Here is a 21,479-nt window from a genome sequence, read left to right as displayed (position 1 = left end):
CGAGGCACGGGGTGCGACGGCGGGCCAATGAGGGCCCGCCTGTAAAGGGGTAGGGCATGATCCACGGAACTGAATTCACCGGACTGCGCGAAGCGCTCGACGACGTCGAGCCGAGCATCCGGGCAGGCCTCGAGCGGCTGATCGACGACGTCGATGCCGACGACATCGCGACTCGCGAGCCACGCGACATCGTCGGAGCCGCCGCCACCATGCGACGACTCGCCTCGCGCCGGCGCAGCGACGAGACCCTCATCGCCGTCTTCACGCCCACCCTCAAGGAGGACGGCTGGAGCTCGCGGCGCACGATCGTCGACATCTGCACGGCCGACGCACCCTTCCTCGTCGACTCCGTCACGGCCGCCGTCGCGCGGCAGGGGCTCGCCGTTCACCTCCTCGCGCATCCCGTCGTCTCCGTGCGCCGCGACGACGACGGCGAGCTGCTCGAGATGCACACGCACGGCGGCGAGCTCGAGTCGTGGATCCACCTCGAAGTCGACCGCGTCGCCACAGACGAAGGCCGCGAGGAGCTCGCCGACCGGCTTCGCAACGTGCTCGCCGACGTGCACGCCGCCGTCGCCGACTGGCGCCCCATGCGCCGCGCCTGCCTCGACCTCGTCACCGACCTGCGCACCGAACCGCCCACGAGCGTCACGCAGGAGGAGATCGCCTCCGCCGTCGAGTTCCTGACCTGGCTCGCCGAAGACAACTTCACGTTCCTCGGCTACCGCGAATACGCCCTCGAGACGGACGAGGAAGGCCAGGAGGTGCTGCGCCCGCTCCCCCACACCGGGCTCGGCATCCTGCGCAGGCCGTCCACCGCCAGCACCCGCCTCACCCCCGAAGCGCAGCGCACCGCGCGGGAACCGCGACTCCTCACGATCACGAAGGCCAACTCGCGAGCCACCGTGCACCGCGACGTGTACCTCGACTACATCGGCATCCGCAGCTTCGACGAGGCGGGCAACGTCACGGGCGAGCTGCGCTTCCTCGGGATGTTCACGTCGGTCGCCTACGCGGCGTCCGTCCTCACGCTGCCGATCGTCGGCGCGAAGGTGCGCGCCGTGCTGCAGGCATCCGGCCACGCCCCGAACTCCCACTCCGGCAAAGACCTGCTGCAGACCCTCGAGCAGTACCCGCGCGACGAGCTCTTCCAGGACAGCGTCGAGCACCTCCACGCCGTGGCCTCCGAAGTGAGCCGCCTGCGCGAGCGGCGCCGCTACCGCATCTTCCTGCGCCGCGACGAGTTCGGCCGCTTCGTCTCAGCCCTCATCTACCTGCCACGCGACCGCTACAACACGACGGTTCGCCTCCGCATCGAGGAGCTTCTGCGCACGACCTTCGACGCCAGCCAGGTCGACCACGCAACGAGGGTCGGCGAATCCCCGCTCGCCCAGCTGCACTTCGTGGTGCGCGCCCCGAAGGGCGTCCCGCTGCCCGAGGTCAGCGAGCAGGACCTGCAGCCGCGCATCGAGCGCGCCATCCGCGGCTGGGACGAGGAGCTCGTGGATGGCCTGCACCGCATCTACGACGAGGAGCGTGCGGCGGAGATCCTCGGCCGGTACGCGTCCGCGTTCCCCGAGGGGTACAAGGAGAACATCCCACCCGAGGATGCGGTGCACGACATCGCGCTGCTCGAGCAGCTCGACGAGGAGACGCCCTTCGCCGTGCACCTCTACGCCCCCGAGCACGACGAACCCGGGAAGCGCTACTTCACGTTCGCGTCCCACCACGTGTACCCCATCACGAGAGTCCTCCCCGCGCTCACCGACCTCGGGGTCGACGTCGTCGACGAGCATCCGTACGTCATCACCCTGCCGGACGGCACGAACCTGCACATCTCGGACTTCGGGCTCACCGCGCCAGCCGCGGAGGTCTGGAACGACGCCGACTGGGGCGCCGAGCTCGAGTCGGTCTTCAGCGCCGTCTGGTCGGGAGAATCCGAGACCGACCGGCTGAACTCGCTCGTGCTGCTGGGTGGGCTCCGCTGGCGCCAGATCGTGATCCTCCGCGCCATCAGCATGTACCTGCGCCAGATCGGCGCGACCTTCTCCGTCGAGTACATCGAGCAGGCGCTCACCGGGAACCCCGCCATCGCCGCCGACATCGTGCGGCTCTTCGAGACGAAGTTCGACCCTCAGCTGGGCGGCGACCGAGACGCCCAGCTCGGCGCGGTGGCGGCACGGCTCGAGGCCGCGCTCGACGACGTCGCGAGCCTGGACCAGGACCGCATCCTGCGCTCGATGATCGGCATCGTCGATGCCACCTGGCGCACGAACTTCTACCAGGTGGATGCGGAGGGCAAGCCGAAGCACTGGGTCTCCATGAAGCTTGACTGCACACGCGTCCCCGGGCTCCCGAAGCCGCATCCGATGGCGGAGATCTGGGTGTACTCGCCCGAGGTCGAGGGCGTGCACCTGCGCTTCGGCCGCGTCGCACGAGGCGGGTTGCGCTGGAGCGACCGACGCGAGGACTTCCGCACCGAGGTGCTCGGCCTCGTGAAGGCGCAGATGGTGAAGAACGCCGTCATCGTGCCGACCGGGTCGAAGGGCGGTTTCTTCGCGAAGCAGCTGCCCTCCCCGAGCGACCGAGGCGCGTGGCTCGAGGCCGGCAAGTCGGCCTACCGCACCTTCATCCGCGGCCTCCTCGACATCACCGACAACCGCGTCGGCACCGACATCGTGCCGCCGACCGACGTCGTCCGCCACGACGGCGACGACCCGTACCTCGTCGTCGCCGCCGACAAGGGCACCGCCTCGTTCTCTGACATCGCCAACGGCATCTCCGAGAGCTACGACTTCTGGCTGGCCGATGCGTTCGCGTCCGGCGGTTCGGCCGGGTACGACCACAAGGGCATGGGCATCACCGCGCGCGGCGCGTGGGAGTCGGTCAAGCGTCACTTCCGGGAGATGGGGCACGACACGCAGACCCAGGACTTCACGGTCGTCGGGGTCGGCGACATGTCGGGCGACGTCTTCGGCAACGGCATGCTGCGCTCGGAGCACATCCGCCTCGTCGCGGCGTTCGACCACCGGCACGTGTTCATCGACCCGAACCCGGATGCCGCGGCCACGTTCGCCGAGCGCCAGCGGCTCTTCGACCTCCCCGGCTCCTCCTGGGACGACTTCGACCGCAGCGTCATGTCGGAGGGCGGCGGGATCTTCCCGCTCACGCAGAAATCCATCCCCGTGACCCCGCAGATGCGGGAGGCGCTCGGCCTCGAGGCCGACGTGCAGCGCCTCACCCCGCTCGAGCTGAAGAAGGCCGTGCCCCTGGCACCCGTCGACCTGCTCTGGAACGGCGCCATCGGCACCTACATCAAGGCGAGCGACGAGACGAACGCGGAGATCGGCGACCGCGGCAACGACGCGATCCGCGTCGACGGCCGCGAGCTGCGACTCCGGGTCGTGGGCGAGGGCGGCAACCTCGGCGTGAGCCAGCGCGGCCGCATCGAGGCCGCCCTCGCCGGCGTGAGCCTGAACACCGACGCCATCGACAACTCCGCGGGTGTCGGCACCTCCGACCGCGAGGTGAACATCAAGATCCTCCTCGGTGCCGTCGAACGCGACGGTCGCCTCGACCGGGAGGCGCGCAACGAGGTGCTGCGGGCGATGACGGATGAGGTCGCAGCCCAGGTGCTGCGCGACAACTACGAGCAGAACGTGCTGCTCGGCAACTCGCGCTCGAACGCCGCCTCCATGCTGCCATCGCACAAGCGCCTCATCACGTGGCTCGAGGAACGCGACGAGCTCGACCGCGAGCTCGAGTTCCTGCCCAGCAACGCCGAGATCAAGCGCCGCATCGAGGATGGCCGCGGCCTGACGCGACCCGAGTTCTCCGTGCTCGTCGCCTACGCCAAGCTCGCCCTCAAGAGCGACCTCGCCACGACCGAGCTCGCCGACGACCCCTGGTTCTCGAACACCCTCGCCGAGTACTTCCCTGCCGAGGTGCGCGAGCAGTACGGACCCGACCTGCACGCGCATCCGCTGCGGCAGGAGATCGTCGTCAACTCCGTCGTGAACTCCATGGTCAACCGGGGCGGCATCACGTTCGCCTACCGCGCCGCCGACGAGACGGGCGCCACGAGCGAGGAGATCGCGCGCGCCTACGTCGCGGCACGCGAGATCTTCGACCTGCGAGGGTTCGTCGTCGAGATCGAGGCCACCGACAACGTCGTCTCGACGGCGACGCAGACCGAGCTGTACCTCGGCTTCCGTCGCCTGCTCGACCGGGCCACCCGCTGGTTCGTGCAGCACCGGCCAGACCGCATCGACATCGGCGAGGAGATCACGCGCTTCACCGAACCGGTCGCTCAGTTCGCGTCGCGGATCGGCGAACTGCAGCAGGGCGTGGAACGCGAGCGCTTCGCGGACCGCGTGAGCGAGTTCGAGGCGGCCGGGGTGCCGCGAGCGCTTGCGCTGCGCGGAGCTGGTCTCCTCGAGCTCATGCCGCTGCTCGACATCATCGAGCGCGCTGGGAACGAGGGCTGGGACCTCGAGGAGTTCGCGGGCGTCTACTACTCGCTGTCGGCCCGCGTCAGCTTCGACGACATGCTCACGCGCGTCACGGCGCTGCCGCAGGACGACCGCTGGGGGTCCATGGCCCGCGCCGCGATGCGCGACGACCTCTACGCCGTCATGGTCGAGCTCGCCGCATCCGTCATCTCGCAGACCGAGCGGGCCGAAGCCGACGCGCGCGTCGACGCGTGGATCGCCGGGCTCGGCCCGACCGCCACACGCGCGCTCGACGAGGCGTCGGATGCGGTGCACGCGGGCGACGACACGGGCCTCGCCACGCTGTCCGTCGCGCTGCGCCGCCTGCGCTCGCTCGTGCGCTGAGGCGCGGGCGCGCTCGCCCGGTCACGCTCCCGTCCGGGTCCGCCCGCCCGGCGATCCGTCTCGGGATGGGAAAATCGCTTCGTTGAGGAAAACTTCCCAACACGAAGCGATTTTTCCATCCCGAGTTTCAGAGGTGAGGGCCCGAGGCAGCAAGCGTCGGCGGCTCGGGAGCGGTCAGTCTCGCGTCGTGATGGCGAGCGTCGACAGGGTGAGGATCACCGAGAGCTGCGCCTCGCGGATCATCTTGCCGAGCTCGCCCGCGACAGCGGCCAAGTCGACGACTTCCTCAGCGCGCTTCGAGATGGATGCACGGTCGAGGTCGGGAAACACGCGCGGCAGCACCCGCACCGCGTGGAGCAGCGCGAGCGCAGCGGCGACCCGGTCTGCCTCTCGCGGTTCCGCGTCGCCCGTCAGCAGCGCTCTGGCCTCCGCCTGGACCGAATCCTCGAGCTGCGCGTTCCCGCCGCGCGGCCACCGCTCCGAGAAGGTTCCGCCGAGGAACTTCTTCTCCTCGTGGCCGAGCACGCCCGCGTCGACGAACTCTTCAGCGATGCCCTCCCTGAGCTTCACCGCCGCGTCTGGCTTGCGGCCCACTGCGATCTCGACGAGCGCCTCGAGGTCAGCGCCAGCGGCGACCGGGTCGAGGGGCTGGCCAACCGCGACGAACGTGCCGGGCTTCGCGTCAGCATCCACCCCCTCCTCGGTCCCTGCTGGTCCCGCGATGCGGAGCCTGCCGAGCATGATGAGCTCGATGAGGCCGGCCGCCGACAGCACCTGCGCAAACGCAGACCTGTCGACGAGCGGCCTCCCCGTCTCGTCGTCGAGAGCCAGCAGGAACACGGCCTGCGGCACGGTCACGGTCGCTTCCCCTGCGGTGTCCATGACCCGACGCTAGGGAACAAGACTGAAGGGCGCCTCCGACGAACGCGCCTAAGAGTTCTCCATCCAGCATGCCGCGAACGGATCGCCTTCCTCGGTGCTCTGCGGCGAGTACTGCTTGCCATCGTTCTGTTCGAGGTCGGCGACAAACTCCTCGTACGTGGTGTCTGCTGGCACGAGTTCACGGTCGATGAGGCACTGCAGGACCGCGCGTTGCATCTCCTCTGGGCTGACCGCTGATTGGCCCCCGTTGATGAGCGAATATGCCTCATTGATGAACGCGCTGGTCTTGTCGTAACACTCGTGACCATCCTCTTGCACCGCGCCATCTGGTGCGGCCCCCTGATCGTCACCCTGCCCGGCAGCTTCCTCGGTCTGGAGGAACGCATCCGCCCCTTCGTACACGATCTCGGCGTTGTAGCCCTTATCGTTCATGCATTCGGCGTATCGCGCGTTGGCCTCCTTCCAGTCCGATTCGCTGATGACGCCCGTCTCCTGAGCCTTCGCGAGCACTTCTCTCTGCGTTTCCGACTTCGCGTTCGTCAAGCCGTCGCTGATGATCTGGCCGAGCATTGAACCGGCAACTTCGCCTCCAGTGACTCCTCCCTGATCGGTGCCGCTGCAGCCGAGCAACCCCAGCGTCACCGCGACCCCTGCACACACGAGCATCGCCGCTCTTCTCGTTCTCTTCATGAATCCTCCTGGGATCACTCAGGGGCGGGGTGCCCTAGGAGAAGACACCCCGCCGGTCGGTCGTGACGCTGACGGTCAGGACCGGTAGGTGAGTTCGTAGTTCCGGTAGCCCGCGGTATACGAAACTGAAGCCCACCCGTAGTACCGATAGTCGTGCTGCGCCCTTGGGCTGCCGTTCACGATGCGCGAGACTTTCGCGTAGCCGTAACCGCAAGGGTTGTACGTGCGCGCGTAGCCGTTCCACTGCGCGGTCGAACCGCACACGCCCGCTTCCGCCTCCGGTGCCGCCGCGACCTGCGCGACCGCGACGCCTCCCGTCGCGAGTGCCCCCGCGAGCAGCAGCGTGCCGAGCTTGCGGCTGACCTTGTTCTTCAGTGTTGTGGTGGACATCTTCGTCCCCTTTCTGTGTTCCGACGCCTCCCCCTTGGCGGCGCCGACCCGCGCTGACCGGTGCCGTCAACGACCCTTGAAGTACGAGAACAGTCGTTGTTCTCGGACGAGCAGGGCCGCCGCCAGCGTTCCGAGGATCGCCCCGGATGCGGTCAGCGCGGGAGTCAATGCAGCGGTCGCGGCGACCGGAATGAGGTCGCTCACCGCCAGGGCCTGGGTGAGCAGGCCGATCGCCGGGAGTGCCACAAGCACACCGACGCACGACCAGGCGAGCGCCTCGAGCAGGAGCGTCACCGTCTGATCGGCACGGCGCACACCGACGTGCAGTGCCGACGCGATCTCGAGCCGCCGCAGCCAAACGGCCCCGAAGCCGACCATCGCTCCGATGCCGAAGCCAGCCAGCGGAAAGACAACCGTCGACCGCGTGCCGAACGCCACCTCAGGGCTCGCGGGTTTGCCCAGCTGCATGTTGTGCTGGCTCAGCTGCGGGCCCGTGTCCGGCAGGTTCGCGTCGGCCGCGATCGCTGTGTAGAGCAGATCGGTCGTCGCCTGCGAGACCGGGTAGGCGTCGATCCAGCACTCGTCGAATTTCGTGTCGGGCGCGCTCGGCGCGATCGCCGCGTACCCCATGCCGGTCGTACGTCCGTCGTCCGGGTAGTCGTACGTCCCGCCGAGCACGGTCGGCCCATCCGCGGTCTGGATCGGATCGCCCAGCGTGAGCCCGAGCGTCTCCACCACTGCGGTCGGCATGAGCAGCCCCGGTTCCGTACTGCCCGTCGACTTCGGGAGCATAGTCGCGAAGCCGGGCGACGACCGGAAGAAGGTCAGCGGGTTCTGTGGGATGCTCGCGACTCGCAGCGGCGTCTCGCTCTCGGCGAGGGCGCCAGCGGCCCGCACCCCTTCGACGTCACCGAGCGCGTCGCACGCGCGCCCGTCGACGCTGCCGTCGGCAGTCAGGATCGTGATGGACGCTCCCCGCGCCCGGAACTCCTCCGCGGCCCGGATGACGCCGGTCATCTCGGCAGCGTCGAGCGCCGCCAACGACGTGGAGGCCGCCGCGACCAGAAGCATGAGCAGCACCGCCCGGCTCGCGCCCGACGACAGGTTTCGGCGAGCTTCACGTCTGACCTCGCGGAACCGCATCGAGCTCATTGGAACGCCCCCAGGTCGATGACGTCCGTGCAGGCGTCTCTCGTGCGGGCGTCGTGCGTGGCGACGACAATGATTGTGCCGTCGGTGGCGATGCGCCCGAGGGCGTCGCTGACGGAAGCTGCCGTGCGCAGGTCGAGCTGCGCCGTCGGCTCGTCGACCAGGAGCAGGTCGGGGGCAGCGGCGATGCCGCGTGCGAGCATGAGCCGCTGCCCCTCCCCTCCGGAGAGAGCCCTGAACTGGCGATCGGCTACGCGTCCCAGGCCGAAGCGTTCGAGGAGTTCGCGGGAGCGAGCATCCGCAGCCGAACGGGTCTCCCCCCGTGCGACGAACGCAAGCGCCACGTGGTCGAGCGCCGTCCTCCGCGCAACGCCGTGCGGGTTCTGGAACACCCAGCCGATCCGCTCCACGCCGACACGCGTGATGTTGCCGAGCACGGGTGGGATCCAGCCGGCGAGCATCCCGAGCAGCGTCGACTTCCCTGATCCGGACGGGCCCGTGAGCGCGTAGACATGGCCAGGGTCAAGGCGCGCGGAGACGTTCTCGAAGAGCAGCGGATGGCCGGGGTAACGATGTCCGACGTCGGTGAGGGTCACGAACATGCCAGGTCCTTCGTCGCGACGGCCTTGACGGCCGCGGCTGTCGGCGGCTCCGGGAACGAGACGTAGGTGCGACCGAGCTTCGAGGACACGACGGCCACCGGGAGCGACCCGCCGTCCGGCGTCGCGACGCATCCACCTGTTTCGCTGGTCATCGCGACCGCGGCCGGGGGGACCGCGTAGACGGTGGTCGCACCGACCAGCACGAGCTCCGCTTGGATGCTCGCATCGTCAGGGCTCGCCGCGTACTTCGCCAACGCATTCGTGCCGGCCAGCACGGAGAGCCCTTCAGGCGTCACGGCTCCCGCCTCGTCGATCGCGACGTCGACGCCCTCAAGCGTCAGCTTTCGCGCACCGGGCACGAGGTCTGTCGGGTAGCTCTTCACGGAGGCCGATAGGAGTGGGTTCGCGAGGTCGACTAGAGCCTCGCCTTGCGCGGCTGTCTGTCCTAGCGGGACCGGGCAGGACTGCACCGAGATCGTCGCCGAGGGGAGCCAGAGCACCTGTGCGAGTGCCAGCTCGCCTTGCTTGGTGTCGCCGTACACCGACTCGACGAGGTCGTCCCAGGCAGACCACGTCTGCCAGTCGAAGGTGTCAGTCTCGGACACGTCGTAGCCGAGGCCCGCAAGCGCCACCTGCAGTGCGGTGACGTCGAGACCCTTGAGGCCATAGCTAAGGTCCCGCCAGAGCGGCGTGGACGTGTGGAGACTCACGAGCGGAGTCTCGCCGACCTTGAAGGAGCTCCCCCCTGAGACGAGGTCGCCGCCTGCAGTGCAGGACGAGTCGGTCAGTGTGCCGCTCGTCGGTGACGGCAAGGAGGCGTCGTCACCCAGCTGTGCAGTCAGCTCTACGGCTCGTGCGTCGGTCAGTTCCTCGGCCACGAGTTGCACTTCTGAAGGCACGGAGGCCGTTGCGAGTCCGGGCGGGGTGGGGCGGAAGACGGAGAAGGCGACGAGGGATGCGGCTACCGCCAGCGTGGCGACGATGACCAACGCGACGGTGGCGGAGAAGCCCCGGCGCCGGACGGGTCGGTCGCTGTCCGACTCAACGCTGACCACGGATTCGTTGCCAGGCTGCGCGTGTTTCACCCTGCCACCCCTCGATCCGAGTCGGGCCCCTTTGCGCCGACGCGATCACTGTAGCGGTGATTCTGGACCGCAACAAAGGGAGAAGATCCATTTACATGGATTCCGTCTAAGTGGCGTTCGTTCGGCCAGATTGATGGAGATTTTCAGCGTTCATGGCCAGGTTGTCCACGGCCCCTACGAGAACTTCCGACCCTCGTCCCGCTTGTAGAAGAACACCGCGAGGAATCCGAGCATGGCCGTCCAGGCGAGGAGGCCGAAGAGCGCCCACATGGGGAACTCTCCGCCGGAGACGACCGCGATGACCACCTCGCGCGCCTGCCGCACGGGCAGCACCTTCGAGGCGGCGTCCAGCCACCCCGGGAACATCATGGGCGGCAGGAACAGGCCACCACCGAAGGCGAGCAGGAACATGAGCACCTGCGTGATCGCGATCGCCGCCTTCGGGCCCGCCGTCGTGCCGACGATCGCGCCGATGAGGGCGGACGGAACCGCCGTGAGCACAACCGCGATGAGCCCCAGCACCACCTGCGTGAGGGTCGGCGCGGCGGCCGTGAAGAGCCCGCCGACGATGAGCAGCGGCACGATCGAGACGACCGCCATCACGAGCGTGCCGATGACGAGCCCCGCGATGCGCGCCGACGGCTTCCCGGGCAGGGTGCGCAGGTACGGCACCCACGGCTTCGACCGCTGCTCGGCGAGGTCGAGGCCGAGGCTGAAGAGCCCGTTGGTCATGAAGGCGAACACGATCATCGACGCGACGGCCTGCGTCGCGATCACCGGATCCTCGGCGATCGCGCGCTGCGGCAGCACGAAGAAGCAGAACGCGAGCGTCGGGAAGACGAGCGACCCGATGACGGCGATGGGCACACGCGCCGTCTCGATGAGCGAGTACTTCACGTGCGTGGCGATGAGTGCTGCAGTGGACATGGTCCTCAACTCCCGTTCTGGGCGTTCTTGACGGCGGGCGAGGCCTCGCCGTGCTGCGTCATGGCGAGGAAGGCTTCCTCGAGCGTCGCCCCGCGCACCGTCAGGTCGGTGAAGGGCGCACCGGATGCGACGAGCGAGCGGATGAACGCGTCCGAGTCGCGCACGAGCGCGGTCACGAGCCCCGCATCCGCCGTCTCGGTGAGGGCATCGGCGTCGATCGCCTGGATGCGGGCAGCATCGACGCCCCGCATCGTGACCCGGCGGCGGGAGACGCTGCCGACCACCGAAGCCAGAGTGCCGTCGGTGATGACCCTGCCGTGGTCGATGACGACGACCCGCTCGGCGAGCTGCTCGATCTCCTCGAGGTGGTGGCTCGTGACGATCACGGCGCATCCGGCTCGGTGCTTGGCGCGAAGCGCGTCCCAGAGGCTGCGGCGGGCGTCGACGTCGAGGCCCGTCGTCGGTTCGTCGAGCAGCACGAGGTCGGGGTCGCCGACGAACGCGAGCGCCACCGCGAGACGGCGCTGCTGTCCGCCGGAGAGCGAGCCGCATTGCTTGCCGAGCAGGGGGCCCAGGTCGAACGCATCCACCAGCTCGTTCCTGGCCGCGGGCTGCGGGTAGTGCGCCGCGACGTAGTCGAGCACCTCCCGCACCTTGAGGGCCTCCGGCAGCGCGCTCGCCTGCGGCGTCGACCCCACCCGGGTGCGCGTGCGGACGTCGAGCGGGTCACCGCCGAAGAGCCGCACCGTGCCGGACGTCGGCGAGCGCAGGCCGAGCAGGAGCGACAGCAGCGTCGTCTTGCCCGCGCCGTTCGGCCCGAGCAGGCCGACGCACTCGCCGGCGGCGACGGCCAGCGAGACTCCGTCGAGGGCCGCGTGCCGACCGAATCGCTTGACCGCATCGTCGACCTCGACGATGCTGGCGGGCTTGGCGTTCATGTCATCCCCCGAGGAGTTTCAGGAGCGCCGTCCGGTAGCTGCGAAACGCGGCTCGACCGGCGGGGCTGATGGTCAGATAGGTGACGGGCTTACGGCCCGCGAAGGCCTTGTTGATGACGACGTAGCCGGCATCCTCGAGCTTCGAGAGGTGCGTCGTGAGGTTGCCAGCCGTCATGTCGAGGAGGCTGCGCAGCTTCGAGAACGTCATCTCGTCGCCGTCGTCGAGGCTTTCGGCGAGGGTCGTCATGATGCGCAGTCGGGCGGGCGCGTGGATGATCGGGTCGAACTCGGCGCTCGGGTCGCTCATGCGTGCACCTCGCCCTGCCCGACCGGCTCCCGCTGGCCCGGATCGCTCGAGATGGCGCCAGTGCGGAGCAGCACGATGAACGTGAGGAAGATGAGCGGACCTGCCGTGCTGTAGATGAGGTAGTGGGCAGGTGCACCGAACGCCGTGGCGACGACGGCGAGCGCGACGACGGCGACGCCAAGGGCGAACTGCGACCCGGAGCGGGACATGGCGGCGCCCGCCATGTAGAGCACGCCGATCGTCATGGCGAAGATGCCCGGCATGAGCAGCGGCGCGAGGGCTGGGTCCTCCACCTGACGCAGCAGCGAGGCCGCAAAGAACCAGGCGCCCATCATCGAGATGGACCACGAGAACCCATAGAGCGTGCCCGCCGTGTTGCTGCGGCCGCGCATCCCCCGCCCCATCGAGACCCCGCAGATCACGGAGACGATGACGCCGACGACCATGAGGGCTCCGAATACGACGAAGGCCGTCACGGTGGGGATGCGGACGAGCGGGCTCCCACCCCCATCCTCTGCACTCCAGAGAGCCTGGAAGCCGACCAGCCAGGCCACGGCCCAGGTGCCGAGGAGGATGTACAGCGCCCGGTCGAGGCGAGTGCGGGTCGTGCGCTGCTGGTCGCGCATGAGGGCGAGCATCTCGCTCGGTGCGAGGGCACGGTCGTCGTCACCAGCCTGCTGGGTGCTGGCTTCGGCGGGAGTCCGGCGGTCGTTGGTGTCCATGCAAACCAGTTTGCGCCGCAAACTAGTTTGCGTCAAGTGAGGATGTCGGGCGATAGCCTTGACCCCATGCGCATCGCCACCTGGAACGTCAACTCCATCCGCGCCCGCTCGGGACGAGTCATCGACTGGATGGTGCGCGCCGACATCGACGTGCTCGCGATGCAGGAGATCAAGTGCAAGCCCGAGCAGTTCCCCCGCGAGGTGTTCGAGGACGCCGGGTACGAGCTGGAGATCCACGGCCTCAGCCAGTGGAACGGCGTCGCCTTCGCGAGCCGCCTGCCCATGAGCGACCCCGCGATCACGTTCGCGGACATGCCAGGGTTCGGGAAGGCAACACCCGAGGGCACGCTCCCACTCGAGGCCCGCGCTCTCGGCGTCACCGTCGAAGACGTGCGCCTGTGGTCGCTCTACGTGCCGAACGGCCGCGAGCTCACCAACGACCACTACCCGTACAAGCTGGCCTGGCTGAAGGCGCTGCTCGCCGACATGACCACGTGGCGGCAGGCGCATCCAGACACCCCGCTCGCGCTCATGGGCGACTTCAACATCGCGCCCCTCGACATCGACGTCTGGGACCTCGCCGCGTTCGTCGACTCCACCCACGTTTCTGCACCCGAGCGCGCGGCGTTCGAGGCGTTCCTCGAAGCCGGCTTCGTCGACACCGTCCGCTCGCGCGGCGTCGAGGGCTACACCTACTGGGACTACAAGTCGCTCCGATTCCCCCGCAACGAGGGCATGCGCATCGACTTCATCCTCGGCAACCAGGAGTTCGACGACCTCGTCGTGGATGCATCCATCGAACGCGACGAGCGCAAGGGCGACGGCCCGAGCGACCACGTGCCCGTCGTCGTGGAGCTCGACCTCGAGACGTCCCTCGACGACGACCGCCCGATGATCTTCTAGGGGTCTGCGCGGCGGGCGCGACAGCACCTCGCATCCACCACCCCCGGTTTCGGGATGAGTTCCACGCTTCGAGATGGCTTGCCACCCATCCGGAAGTGTGTATCCCATCCCGAGACGTTCAGGCCGACCGCACCCCGGCTTCGGGATGGCAACCTCGCTTCGTTGCGGGAAACTTTCCAGCACGAAGCGAGTTCTCCATCCCGAGCGTGCGGTTGGATGTGGCGACGACCCGATCCGTGCCCCGCTCTCCGACAAGCGTGCCGCGCGGGAAGGAGCATGTGAGGGCGCGAGCGAGCTCAGCCCTCCGGGAGCTCGAACTCCTGCGCCTCGCCCCACGGCTCGGTCCAGCCGAGGCGGTCGAAGATGCCGTCGAGCAGCATCGCCGTGAAACCCCAGACGAGGTGCTCGCCACTGTCATCGCGCACCAGGAAGCCGGGGCCGCGCCACTCCTCCCCGTCACGTCGAAGCACGGTGACGCCGCGGTTCGCGGGGTTCAGCAGGTCGGCGACGGGCGCGCGGAACACGGCGGCCGACTCCGCCTCGTCGACGACGCCGACGGCGGAGGTGCGGCGCCACCAGGCGAGCACCGGCGTCACCAGGTGCCGCGAGTAGGTGAGGGGAACCGGTTCGAGGGGGCCGAGCACGTCGATGCCGTCGGCGTCGAGCCCCGTCTCCTCCACCGCCTCGCGCAGCGCGGCGGCAACCGCGTCCTTGTCCTCCGGGTCGACGCGCCCGCCGGGAAACGCGACCTGCCCAGGATGCGAGCGCAGCGTCGACGCGCGCGCGAGCAGCAGCACGTCGAGGTCACGAGACACGGCACTCGACTGGGCGTCGCGGTCGCTGGGGAGCGAGTCGAGCATCCCGAACAGGATGAGCACGGCCGCCGATCGGGAGACGCGCACGAGCCGCTCATCCACGGGCGACAGTGGCACGGCGGGCTCGAGACCCGCAGCAGCGCACTCGGCCAGCTCGGTCAGCTGCGCACGCGCGGCCTTCGTTGTCGGTTCGAGATGCACCGCTCCAGCGTACGTGACGCGTCCAGTGCGGCACGGGAGGGAACACAAGCGCCAGAGTGCGCAGAGCACGCATCTTGTTGCGCGTAACGTGCAACCGTGAGACGCTGAACATCCGACTCGACGAGGAGAACCCAATGACTCGCGCACAACCGCTGCCACTCGACGGAACCTCAACACCCCTGACGCCCTTGGTACTTGGCACCATGTCGTTCGGCGACACCGTCGAACGGTCGACCGCCCTCGAGATCTTCGAGAGTGCCGTCGAAGCCGGGATCACCGGCATCGACACCGCCAACGGATACGCGAAGAGCACGACGGAATCTCTCATTGCGCCCGCGGTCGCGCGCTTCCGAGAGCGCATCGTGCTCGCGACCAAGGCCGGGATGCCGCACGCCGACGCAGGAGACCACTCTCCGCTCTCAGCCAAGGGCCTCCGCGACAGCGTTGAAGGCTCCCTCCGACGCCTCGGCGTCGACAGGATCGATCTCTTCTACCTCCACCAGCCCGACCGCAGCGCCAGCCTCGCTGAAACCATGAGCACCGTCGCTGAGCTGCACGCCGAAGGAAAGATCGGAGCCCTCGGAGTCTCCAACTTCGCCGCCTGGCAGGTCGTGGACCTCATCGCTGCGGCTGCGCACGCCGGTGCTCCCCGACCCGCCGTCGCGCAGAACGTCTACAGCATCTTCGCGCGGCGCATCGAGGACGAGTGGACAGAAGCGGCGCGCGCACACGACGTCGCGACCATGGTCTACAACCCACTCGCAGGCGGACTCCTCGCGCGGCGCCCATCATCGGCAGGAACACCGGACCGCTTCAAGGGCTCCGTGCTCGCGGACATGTACCGCCAGCGATACCTGTCCGAGACCGTCACCACGGCCGCGGAGAGAATCGCGGATATCGCAGACGCCGCGGGCATCTCTCAGGCAGAGCTCTCACTCCGGTGGGCAGCGCATTCACCCGTCACCGACGCGATCCTGCTCGGAACGAGCACCGTTGCGCAACTCCGCTCCAACATCGCGGCCGTCAGCAAGGGGCAGCTTGCCCCAGACATCCTCGAAGCGATCGACGTCGCCACCACGAGCATCCGCGGCACCATGCCGCTCTACAACCGCTGAGTCAACGACCGTCGTCGCCTCCGCGCAGCCGCGAAGGCGACGACCCAACGAGAGGAATCCCTTGTTCTCAGGCATCTTCGCCGCCGTCGCCACCGCCTTCAACGATGACGAGACATTCAACGAGGGCGCCATGCGCGCGCACCTCGACACGCAGCTGGCAGCCGGCATGCACGGCATCTTCGCGCTCGGCACGAACGGTGAGTTCTTCGTCCAGTCACCGGCCGAGCGGGCCCACGTCACACGTGTGGTCATCGACCAGGTCTCCGGTCGAGTGCCCGTCATCGTGGGCGCCGGGGCTGTCAGCACCAGCGAGACGATCAGCATCGCGAAGGATGCCGCGGCGGCGGGCGCCGATGGTCTCTCAATCATCGCTCCGTACTTCGCTGCTGCATCCCAGAAGGAGCTCGAGACACACTTTCGGGCCGTCGCCGACGCCGTTGACGCGCCCGTCATCGTCTACAACATTCCCGCCCGCACCGGCGTGAGCGTCGCCCCCGCGACAATCGAGCGTCTCGCGCACGTCGACAACATCGTCGCGGTGAAAGACTCGAGCGGCAACTTCGACACCATCCTCCAATACCTCGAACGCACCGACCGCGCCACGTTCTCCGTCATGTCGGGCAACGACTCACTGAACCTCTGGGCACTGCAGGCTGGCGGCACGGGCGGCATCAGCGGCATCGCGAACGTCTACCCGAGCGTCATGGCCAGCATCTACGACCTGTTCCGGGCTGGAAGCTTCGATGAAGCCCGCAAGGCACAGGACAGCATCCGCCCGATCCGGAACTGCCTCGCACTCGGCAACCCGAACTCGGTCGTGAAGCACGCCGCCAACCAGCGCGGTGCCGGCCTGGGCCCCTGCCGCGCTCCCTTCAACCAGCTGTCGGACGAAGCGATCGCGGCCGTCAAGAAGACCGTGGAGGCCGACCTGGCCCGCGGCCTCCGCTGACGGACACCAGGCGACCAACGAGGCGGGGCCGCATCCACTGGATGCGGCCCCGCCTTCGCTGCCTGAGAACGGCCAACGAGCATCAACCAACGACGCGGAAGCGCGGCTTCCCGCCGTCGAGCACTCTCGCCACCTCTGCAACGGCCATCGTCCCCATCGCCGTGTTCGCCGCATCCGTGAACGCGCCGATATGCGGTGTGAGAATGAGGTTCGGCGCCACCAGCAGCGGATCGTCAGCACGCGGCGGCTCATGCTCCAGAGCATCGAGCGCCGCGAAGGCCAGCCGCCCGGACTCCAGGGCTTCCGCCAGCGCTGACTCGTCCACCAGCCCGCCACGGGCCGCATTGACGAGCCCCGCACCGTGCGGCATGCGCAGGAGCCGTTCGCGAGTCAGCAGCGGACCACCGTCTCCGGGGAGGTGCAGCGTGAGGATATCGCTCGAGGCGACGATCTCGTCGAGGGAACCCGCCTCGACGCCCGCCTCTTCGAGCACCGATGCGGGAACGTACGGGTCGTAGGCCGCGACGCGCATCCCGAACGCGACCGCACGATGCGCGACGGCACGTCCGATCCGCCCGAACCCGAGAACACCGAGGCGCTTCCCACCGAGCTGAGCCCCCAGGAAGACGTCCCAATTCCCAGCCCGCAGACTCCGCTCAGCTTCGATAATGCGCCGCGACCCCGCGAGCATGAGGCCCAGCGTCAGGTCTGCGACAGCGTCCGCATTCGCACCAGGGGTGTTGACGACCACCACACCAGCTGCCGCAGCAGCCGCAAGATCGATGTTGTCGGTGCCGACGCCGTGCTTCGCGACGACCCTCAGCTGAGGACATGCCGCGAACACTTCCGCGGAGACCTCATCGAGGCCGACGAGCACCGCAGGTGCGTCACCGATCGCGGCGACGACGTCGCCAGCGGCCTTCGGATGACCGTCGGTCTGGTACTCGAGCTCGACCCCGAGTTCAGCGGCGAGCGCGGCCGGTTCGCTCGAGTACCGGCCGAATGATGGGGTGAGGACGCGCAGTCGCATCAGGCTCCGATCCCGAGGCCGAAGATCTCAAGCGCGGAGTAGATGCCGAGTGCGGCGACCGCGAACGAGGAGACCCCGAGCATGACGGTGAAGAAATGGTTGGACTTGAATTCTGGGGCAACCTCCTGCTTGCGCAGGTGCCAGACGGCAATGACCACTGCGACGAGGAAGATGCCGCTGGCGATGCCACCAATCTGCACCATCAGCACCGGTGACTGGATGACAAGGTAGCTGATGGCCCAGATGATCGGGAACATGATCGTCAGGACGCGGATGATGCGCTTGCGCGTCGCCAGGTCGGCCCAGTCGTAGAAGCCCAGGATGGCTGCGGTGTTCGCCCAGAGACGGGGAACACTGGCCGTCGAAGCGACGAAGGTGGAGAAGAGCACCATGAAAGCCCCGACGATGAAGATCCAGTATCCGGCTGGCCCCATGACCGATGTGTACATCGATGACAGCGTGACGATCATGTCGTTGCCGGACGGGACGAGGTTCTGGGGGTGCAGGATAGCCGCGCCGATGACATAGAAGCTCATCGTGCAGACCGTGGAGATGACCCATGAGACGAGCACATCGGTGCGCATCACGCGGATCCAGCCGTGGGCACGCCGGGCTCGCTCGGGGGTGCCGTCGTCCGGGCCGACATACCTCGCGTATCCCTTTTCCATGCACCAGTAGGTGTACGTGGTCATCTCGTCGGCACCGACTCCCGTGATGCCGAACATGGCGATAGCAAAGCCGATGGCCCCGACGGGGAGTGCGAAGGTGAGGCCACCTGCGATGTCCGCCGCACTGTAGGCGAAGCCGGTGAAGGGCAGCGCGAGCGCGAGCGCCACCGTGATGATCGTGAACAGCACGACCGCCACGACCGAGAGCCGCTCGACGACGCTGTACTTGTTGGTCAGCAGCAGGCTGAGCACGACGGCGAGACTCAAGACCGTCCAGAAGATGAGGGATGGCAGACCAAGTGGTTCGCCGATGACAGGGAATGCGAGACTCAGGCAGGCGACCGCGCCGCCGATGATGCCGCCGCGTTGCAGCACCTTCGCGAAGTCCATGAGGACCCAGAGCAGGTTGATCCACCCTGCACGCCCGACGATCCGCGGCCCGACCTTGCTGTAGCCCTCGAGCGCGGGCTTCCCAGCCAGGATCGTCCACTGTGCGAGTTCAAGCTGCACCCAGACCTTGATTCCGGTCGAGATGATGACGAGCCAGAGCAGGATGAAGCCCGCCTTGGCCCCCAGAGCGGTGGTCGTGATGAGCTCACCGGAGCCGACGACGGCCGCCGAGATGACGAGTCCCGGACCGAGGTACTTGAGTCGGCCGCGGAATGTCGTGGGCGGCTCGATCGCATCGGCCGGGTCGAGGTGGTACGGGTCTTCGCTTTTCACGGGATCACCGGCGATGGCGATTCTGGTGTTGGCCTGTTCGGTCATGTTCGGCTTCCTTGCGCGAAATGTGCAGATGGATGCGGCGCCGACGGCCCCGCCCGGTTGCTGGGTGTGGGGTGTGCCACGCTGCGACGGAGACAGTCTGACACCGCCAGCGTGTTTCGCGCAAGCAGATCGCACACTTCGCGCAATTGGAGCTTGATTACGGCCCCAAACTGCGTCAGACTGCTCACAACACGCAACACTGCGGCCTGCGTTGAAGCAACCGCTCTACTGACGGAGAGGACCTGCCATGCAGCTCACGGTCATCGCCGACGATCTGAGCGGTGCAGTCGAGGCCGCGGGTGCCCTCGGGCCCGCGAGCAAGCTCCTCCGCGACCCATCCGCCGCCAGCGCCTTTGCCTCGTCCACAGCTCCCCTCGTCGTCGACACCGACAGCCGCTCGCTGACACCCGCCGCTGCCGAAGCACGCGCACGCTCCGTTCTGGACGCATTGAGCACCCGCCCCGGCCTGCTCGTGAAGAAGATCGACTCCCAGTTGCGTGGGAACATCGCAACGGAGCTGCGCCCGCTCGCCGCACGAGGTCGCATCGTCATGACCTCGGCGGCCCCGAGCCTCGGCCGCACCGTCCGAGCGGGCCGCCCGCTCGTCGGTGGAGAACCGCTCGCGACCACCGCCGCCTGGCAGCGCGAGGGGACCGAGGCACCCGAGCACCTCCAACACGTCACCGGCGACCTCACCACCACCTCGATTCACCTCGACGAGCTGCGCGCGCTCTCGACGCCATGGGCCCTCGGCCGGCGACTCACCCAGCTCGCCGAGACCTACGAGTGCATCCTCGTGGATGCGGAGACCGCCACCGACCTCGCGAGGCTGGCCCTCGGCATCTTGAACGTCGCCACCCCTGTCACCGCTGCAGGAGCAGCAGACCTCGCCCGTGCGCTCGCAGCCGCGCAGCGCGAGACGTCGACAGCGGAGGCAGACCACCGCTCACCCACTCCCCCACTTCGTGCCCTCGACTCCCGACCGGTCGCCGTCGTGGTGGGCTCGCCCGAACCCAACGCTCTTGCACAGGTCGAGGCCCTGCGCGCCGCCGGCGCCACCATCACCCGGCTCGACCCCCGTGAGGCCACTGTCCCGGTCAAGCCCGCGTCCAGCATCTGGGTGCTCCAGGCTGACCCGGTCGCCACCGTCCACGACCGACCGGGCTACGCCCGAGCGTTCGCGAAAGCCTGCGCCAGCGCCCTCGCCGACCATGACCTCGTGCTCACGGGCGGGGAGACCGCCGGCGCGTTCCTCGACGAGTTGCGCATCACAACCCTTACCGACCCCCGCCCCGTCCACGACTCCGACGGCAGACCAGAACCGGGCATCGTCACGATGCGCGGCGCGGACGGGCGTCTCATCGCCACCAAGCCCGGAAGCTTCGGTGGCCCGAGCGCCCTCCTCAACGCAACCACCGCCATCCAGCGGCGGGCCTCCGCAATGCCGATGAACACGGCCAACCCAGCCGCAAACGACCATAACGAAAGGTGGCTTCCATGAGCCTTCCCACCATTGGAGTAACCATGGGCGACGCCGCAGGCGTCGGGCCCGAGATCACCGTCGCCGCTCTGCTCGACCCGGAGATCACCTCGACCTGCCGCGCCGTCGTCATCGGCGACACGGCCCGCCTCCGACGCGGAGCGCAGGCTCTCGGCCTCGAAGCCGAATTCAACGAGATCACTGACCCGAACGATGCCCGCACGGAGGCCGGCGTCATCAACGTCATCAACCTCGGCCTCATCCCGGAGGACCTCCCCTTCGGCGAACTTTCCGCCGTCGCCGGAGACGCCGCCTTCCAGTACATTCGCGTGGCCTGCGAGCTGGCGGAAGCTGGCAGCATCCAGGCGATCTGCACCGCACCGCTCAACAAGTCCGCGCTCCACTCCGCCGGCCACAAGTACCCGGGGCACACCGAGCTGCTCGCCGAGCTGACGAACACCGAAGAGGTGTCCATGATGCTCTCCACGCCGAAGCTGCGCGTGATCCACGTGACGACCCACATCGGACTCATCGACGCCATCGCCAAGATCGAGCCGGGACTCGTCGAGCGCACCATCCGACGCGGCCACGCAGCCCTGCGCGGAGCTGGCATCACCGAACCGCGCATCGGCGTCGCCGCCATCAACCCGCACGCCGGTGAGAACGGCCTCTTCGGCTACGACGAAGAGGCGCTCAAGATCGCGCCAGCCGTCGACGCAGCCCGGGCCGACGGCATCGATGCAGAAGGCCCCCTACCAGCCGACACGCTCTTCTTCCTCGCGGGACGAGGCGACTACGACCTGGTCGTGGCCCAGTACCACGACCAGGGTCACGGACCGATCAAGGTCCTCGGCATCGAAGCCGGGGTGAACATCACCGTCGGACTCCCCGTGCCACGCACCTCCGTCGACCACGGCACCGCCTTCGACATCGCAGGCAAGGGCGTCGTAGATACACGGAGCATGGTCGAGGCGATGCGCCAGGCGATCGTGCTGGCCCCCGTGCACGCGTAATCTCTCAACC

At 68.2% G+C, this 21,479-nt stretch carries 19 protein-coding genes; 6 read left to right on the top strand and 13 right to left on the bottom strand.

The annotated features are described in order from the left end of the window. Positions 1 to 56: 56 nt before the first annotated feature. Positions 57 to 4,835 carry an NAD-glutamate dehydrogenase gene (locus tag F8O03_RS00305; protein ID WP_151421897.1) on the top strand — a complete coding sequence of 1,593 codons (4,779 nt, stop codon included), beginning with the start codon at positions 57 to 59 and terminating at the stop codon, positions 4,833 to 4,835. A gap of 174 nt (positions 4,836 to 5,009) precedes the next feature. Here the strand turns inward: F8O03_RS00305 and F8O03_RS00300 are convergent, their stop codons facing one another. The 10 genes from F8O03_RS00300 to F8O03_RS00255 all read right to left on the bottom strand — a co-directional run bounded on the left by F8O03_RS00300 (position 5,010) and on the right by F8O03_RS00255 (position 12,527). After that, on the bottom strand, positions 5,010 to 5,717 hold the full coding sequence (locus F8O03_RS00300) for a GOLPH3/VPS74 family protein (protein ID WP_151421896.1): 708 nt from the start codon (positions 5,715 to 5,717) through the stop codon (positions 5,010 to 5,012). Positions 5,718 to 5,765: 48 nt separating this feature from the next. Continuing rightward, positions 5,766 to 6,407 (bottom strand): hypothetical protein, encoded by a 642-nt coding sequence (locus tag F8O03_RS00295; RefSeq protein WP_151421895.1) that lies wholly within the window; start codon positions 6,405 to 6,407, stop codon positions 5,766 to 5,768. A gap of 75 nt (positions 6,408 to 6,482) precedes the next feature. Then, complete coding sequence (locus F8O03_RS00290; RefSeq protein ID WP_151421894.1) at positions 6,483 to 6,797, bottom strand: hypothetical protein; 315 nt, start codon at positions 6,795 to 6,797, stop codon at positions 6,483 to 6,485. Between the two features lie 66 nt (positions 6,798 to 6,863). Then, on the bottom strand, positions 6,864 to 7,940 hold the full coding sequence (locus F8O03_RS00285; protein WP_151421893.1) for a hypothetical protein: 1,077 nt from the start codon (positions 7,938 to 7,940) through the stop codon (positions 6,864 to 6,866). 5 nt (positions 7,941 to 7,945) lie between these two features. After that, positions 7,946 to 8,548, bottom strand: a complete 603-nt coding sequence (locus tag F8O03_RS00280) for an ATP-binding cassette domain-containing protein (RefSeq protein ID WP_151421892.1) — start codon at positions 8,546 to 8,548, stop codon at positions 7,946 to 7,948. Beyond that, positions 8,539 to 9,633, bottom strand: a complete 1,095-nt coding sequence (locus F8O03_RS00275) for a peptidoglycan-binding domain-containing protein (RefSeq protein ID WP_151421891.1) — start codon at positions 9,631 to 9,633, stop codon at positions 8,539 to 8,541. Before F8O03_RS00275 ends, F8O03_RS00280 begins: the two co-directional genes overlap by 10 nt. Before the next feature lie 174 nt (positions 9,634 to 9,807). Then, positions 9,808 to 10,560: an ABC transporter permease gene (locus F8O03_RS00270; RefSeq protein WP_151421890.1), complete on the bottom strand. Its 753-nt coding sequence runs from the start codon at positions 10,558 to 10,560 to the stop codon at positions 9,808 to 9,810. Positions 10,561 to 10,565: 5 nt separating this feature from the next. Beyond that, positions 10,566 to 11,498: an ABC transporter ATP-binding protein gene (locus F8O03_RS00265; protein WP_151421889.1), complete on the bottom strand. Its 933-nt coding sequence runs from the start codon at positions 11,496 to 11,498 to the stop codon at positions 10,566 to 10,568. Between the two features lies 1 nt (position 11,499). After that, positions 11,500 to 11,805, bottom strand: a complete 306-nt coding sequence (locus F8O03_RS00260; RefSeq protein ID WP_151421888.1) for a winged helix-turn-helix domain-containing protein — start codon at positions 11,803 to 11,805, stop codon at positions 11,500 to 11,502. Continuing rightward, positions 11,802 to 12,527: a hypothetical protein gene (locus tag F8O03_RS00255; protein ID WP_151421887.1), complete on the bottom strand. Its 726-nt coding sequence runs from the start codon at positions 12,525 to 12,527 to the stop codon at positions 11,802 to 11,804. Before F8O03_RS00255 ends, F8O03_RS00260 begins: the two co-directional genes overlap by 4 nt. A 66-nt stretch (positions 12,528 to 12,593) precedes the next feature. Here F8O03_RS00255 and F8O03_RS00250 point away from each other — a divergent pair, with 66 nt between their 5' ends. Continuing rightward, positions 12,594 to 13,430 (top strand): exodeoxyribonuclease III, encoded by an 837-nt coding sequence (locus F8O03_RS00250; protein WP_151421886.1) that lies wholly within the window; start codon positions 12,594 to 12,596, stop codon positions 13,428 to 13,430. A 296-nt stretch (positions 13,431 to 13,726) separates the two neighbouring features. On the opposite strand, the gene F8O03_RS00245 is transcribed toward F8O03_RS00250, so the two are convergent. Continuing rightward, positions 13,727 to 14,446: an NUDIX hydrolase gene (locus tag F8O03_RS00245; RefSeq protein ID WP_425280943.1), complete on the bottom strand. Its 720-nt coding sequence runs from the start codon at positions 14,444 to 14,446 to the stop codon at positions 13,727 to 13,729. Positions 14,447 to 14,580: 134 nt separating this feature from the next. On the opposite strand from F8O03_RS00245, the gene F8O03_RS00240 reads away from it, so the two are divergent. Beyond that, entirely contained in the window at positions 14,581 to 15,561 is a 981-nt protein-coding gene (locus tag F8O03_RS00240; protein ID WP_151421885.1) for an aldo/keto reductase, read from the top strand. Between the two features lie 61 nt (positions 15,562 to 15,622). Beyond that, the gene (locus F8O03_RS00235; protein WP_151421884.1) at positions 15,623 to 16,510 is read left to right on the top strand and encodes a dihydrodipicolinate synthase family protein; all 888 of its coding nucleotides are present in this window, start codon (positions 15,623 to 15,625) and stop codon (positions 16,508 to 16,510) included. A gap of 82 nt (positions 16,511 to 16,592) precedes the next feature. On the opposite strand, the gene F8O03_RS00230 is transcribed toward F8O03_RS00235, so the two are convergent. Both F8O03_RS00230 and F8O03_RS00225 read right to left on the bottom strand, forming a co-directional pair. Beyond that, positions 16,593 to 17,540, bottom strand: a complete 948-nt coding sequence (locus tag F8O03_RS00230; RefSeq protein ID WP_151421883.1) for a phosphoglycerate dehydrogenase — start codon at positions 17,538 to 17,540, stop codon at positions 16,593 to 16,595. Further along, entirely contained in the window at positions 17,540 to 18,976 is a 1,437-nt protein-coding gene (locus F8O03_RS00225; RefSeq protein WP_151421882.1) for an Nramp family divalent metal transporter, read from the bottom strand. The genes F8O03_RS00230 and F8O03_RS00225 overlap by 1 nt, the downstream gene beginning before the upstream one ends. A gap of 247 nt (positions 18,977 to 19,223) precedes the next feature. Here F8O03_RS00225 and F8O03_RS00220 point away from each other — a divergent pair, with 247 nt between their 5' ends. Together F8O03_RS00220 and pdxA are read left to right on the top strand one after the other, a co-directional pair. Further along, the gene (locus tag F8O03_RS00220) at positions 19,224 to 20,477 is read left to right on the top strand and encodes a four-carbon acid sugar kinase family protein (protein WP_151421881.1); all 1,254 of its coding nucleotides are present in this window, start codon (positions 19,224 to 19,226) and stop codon (positions 20,475 to 20,477) included. Continuing rightward, positions 20,474 to 21,469, top strand: a complete 996-nt coding sequence (pdxA, locus tag F8O03_RS00215; RefSeq protein WP_151421880.1) for a 4-hydroxythreonine-4-phosphate dehydrogenase PdxA — start codon at positions 20,474 to 20,476, stop codon at positions 21,467 to 21,469. The genes F8O03_RS00220 and pdxA overlap by 4 nt, the downstream gene beginning before the upstream one ends. The last annotated feature ends 10 nt before the right edge of the window (positions 21,470 to 21,479 follow it).

The organism is Pseudoclavibacter terrae (genome assembly GCF_008831075.1).
Taxonomy (GTDB): Bacteria; Actinomycetota; Actinomycetes; order Actinomycetales; family Microbacteriaceae; genus Pseudoclavibacter; species Pseudoclavibacter terrae.
This window is presented reverse-complemented; position numbering and strand designations above follow the sequence as displayed.

Bases quoted from the DNA above. Each gene is read 5' to 3' on its own strand.
- F8O03_RS00270 (WP_151421890.1), bottom strand. From the start codon at position 10,560: ATGTCCACTGCAGCACTCATCGCCACGCACGTGAAGTACTCGCTCATC.
- F8O03_RS00290 (WP_151421894.1), bottom strand. From the start codon at position 6,797: ATGTCCACCACAACACTGAAGAACAAGGTCAGCCGCAAGCTCGGCACG.
- F8O03_RS00260 (WP_151421888.1), bottom strand. From the start codon at position 11,805: ATGAGCGACCCGAGCGCCGAGTTCGACCCGATCATCCACGCGCCCGCC.
- F8O03_RS00305 (WP_151421897.1), top strand. From the start codon at position 57: ATGATCCACGGAACTGAATTCACCGGACTGCGCGAAGCGCTCGACGAC.
- pdxA (WP_151421880.1), top strand. From the start codon at position 20,474: ATGAGCCTTCCCACCATTGGAGTAACCATGGGCGACGCCGCAGGCGTC.
- F8O03_RS00295 (WP_151421895.1), bottom strand. From the start codon at position 6,407: ATGAAGAGAACGAGAAGAGCGGCGATGCTCGTGTGTGCAGGGGTCGCG.
- F8O03_RS00225 (WP_151421882.1), bottom strand. From the start codon at position 18,976: ATGACCGAACAGGCCAACACCAGAATCGCCATCGCCGGTGATCCCGTG.
- F8O03_RS00300 (WP_151421896.1), bottom strand. From the start codon at position 5,717: ATGGACACCGCAGGGGAAGCGACCGTGACCGTGCCGCAGGCCGTGTTC.
- F8O03_RS00255 (WP_151421887.1), bottom strand. From the start codon at position 12,527: ATGGACACCAACGACCGCCGGACTCCCGCCGAAGCCAGCACCCAGCAG.
- F8O03_RS00250 (WP_151421886.1), top strand. From the start codon at position 12,594: ATGCGCATCGCCACCTGGAACGTCAACTCCATCCGCGCCCGCTCGGGA.
- F8O03_RS00230 (WP_151421883.1), bottom strand. From the start codon at position 17,540: ATGCGACTGCGCGTCCTCACCCCATCATTCGGCCGGTACTCGAGCGAA.
- F8O03_RS00240 (WP_151421885.1), top strand. From the start codon at position 14,581: ATGACTCGCGCACAACCGCTGCCACTCGACGGAACCTCAACACCCCTG.
- F8O03_RS00280 (WP_151421892.1), bottom strand. From the start codon at position 8,548: ATGTTCGTGACCCTCACCGACGTCGGACATCGTTACCCCGGCCATCCG.
- F8O03_RS00285 (WP_151421893.1), bottom strand. From the start codon at position 7,940: ATGCGGTTCCGCGAGGTCAGACGTGAAGCTCGCCGAAACCTGTCGTCG.
- F8O03_RS00265 (WP_151421889.1), bottom strand. From the start codon at position 11,498: ATGAACGCCAAGCCCGCCAGCATCGTCGAGGTCGACGATGCGGTCAAG.
- F8O03_RS00220 (WP_151421881.1), top strand. From the start codon at position 19,224: ATGCAGCTCACGGTCATCGCCGACGATCTGAGCGGTGCAGTCGAGGCC.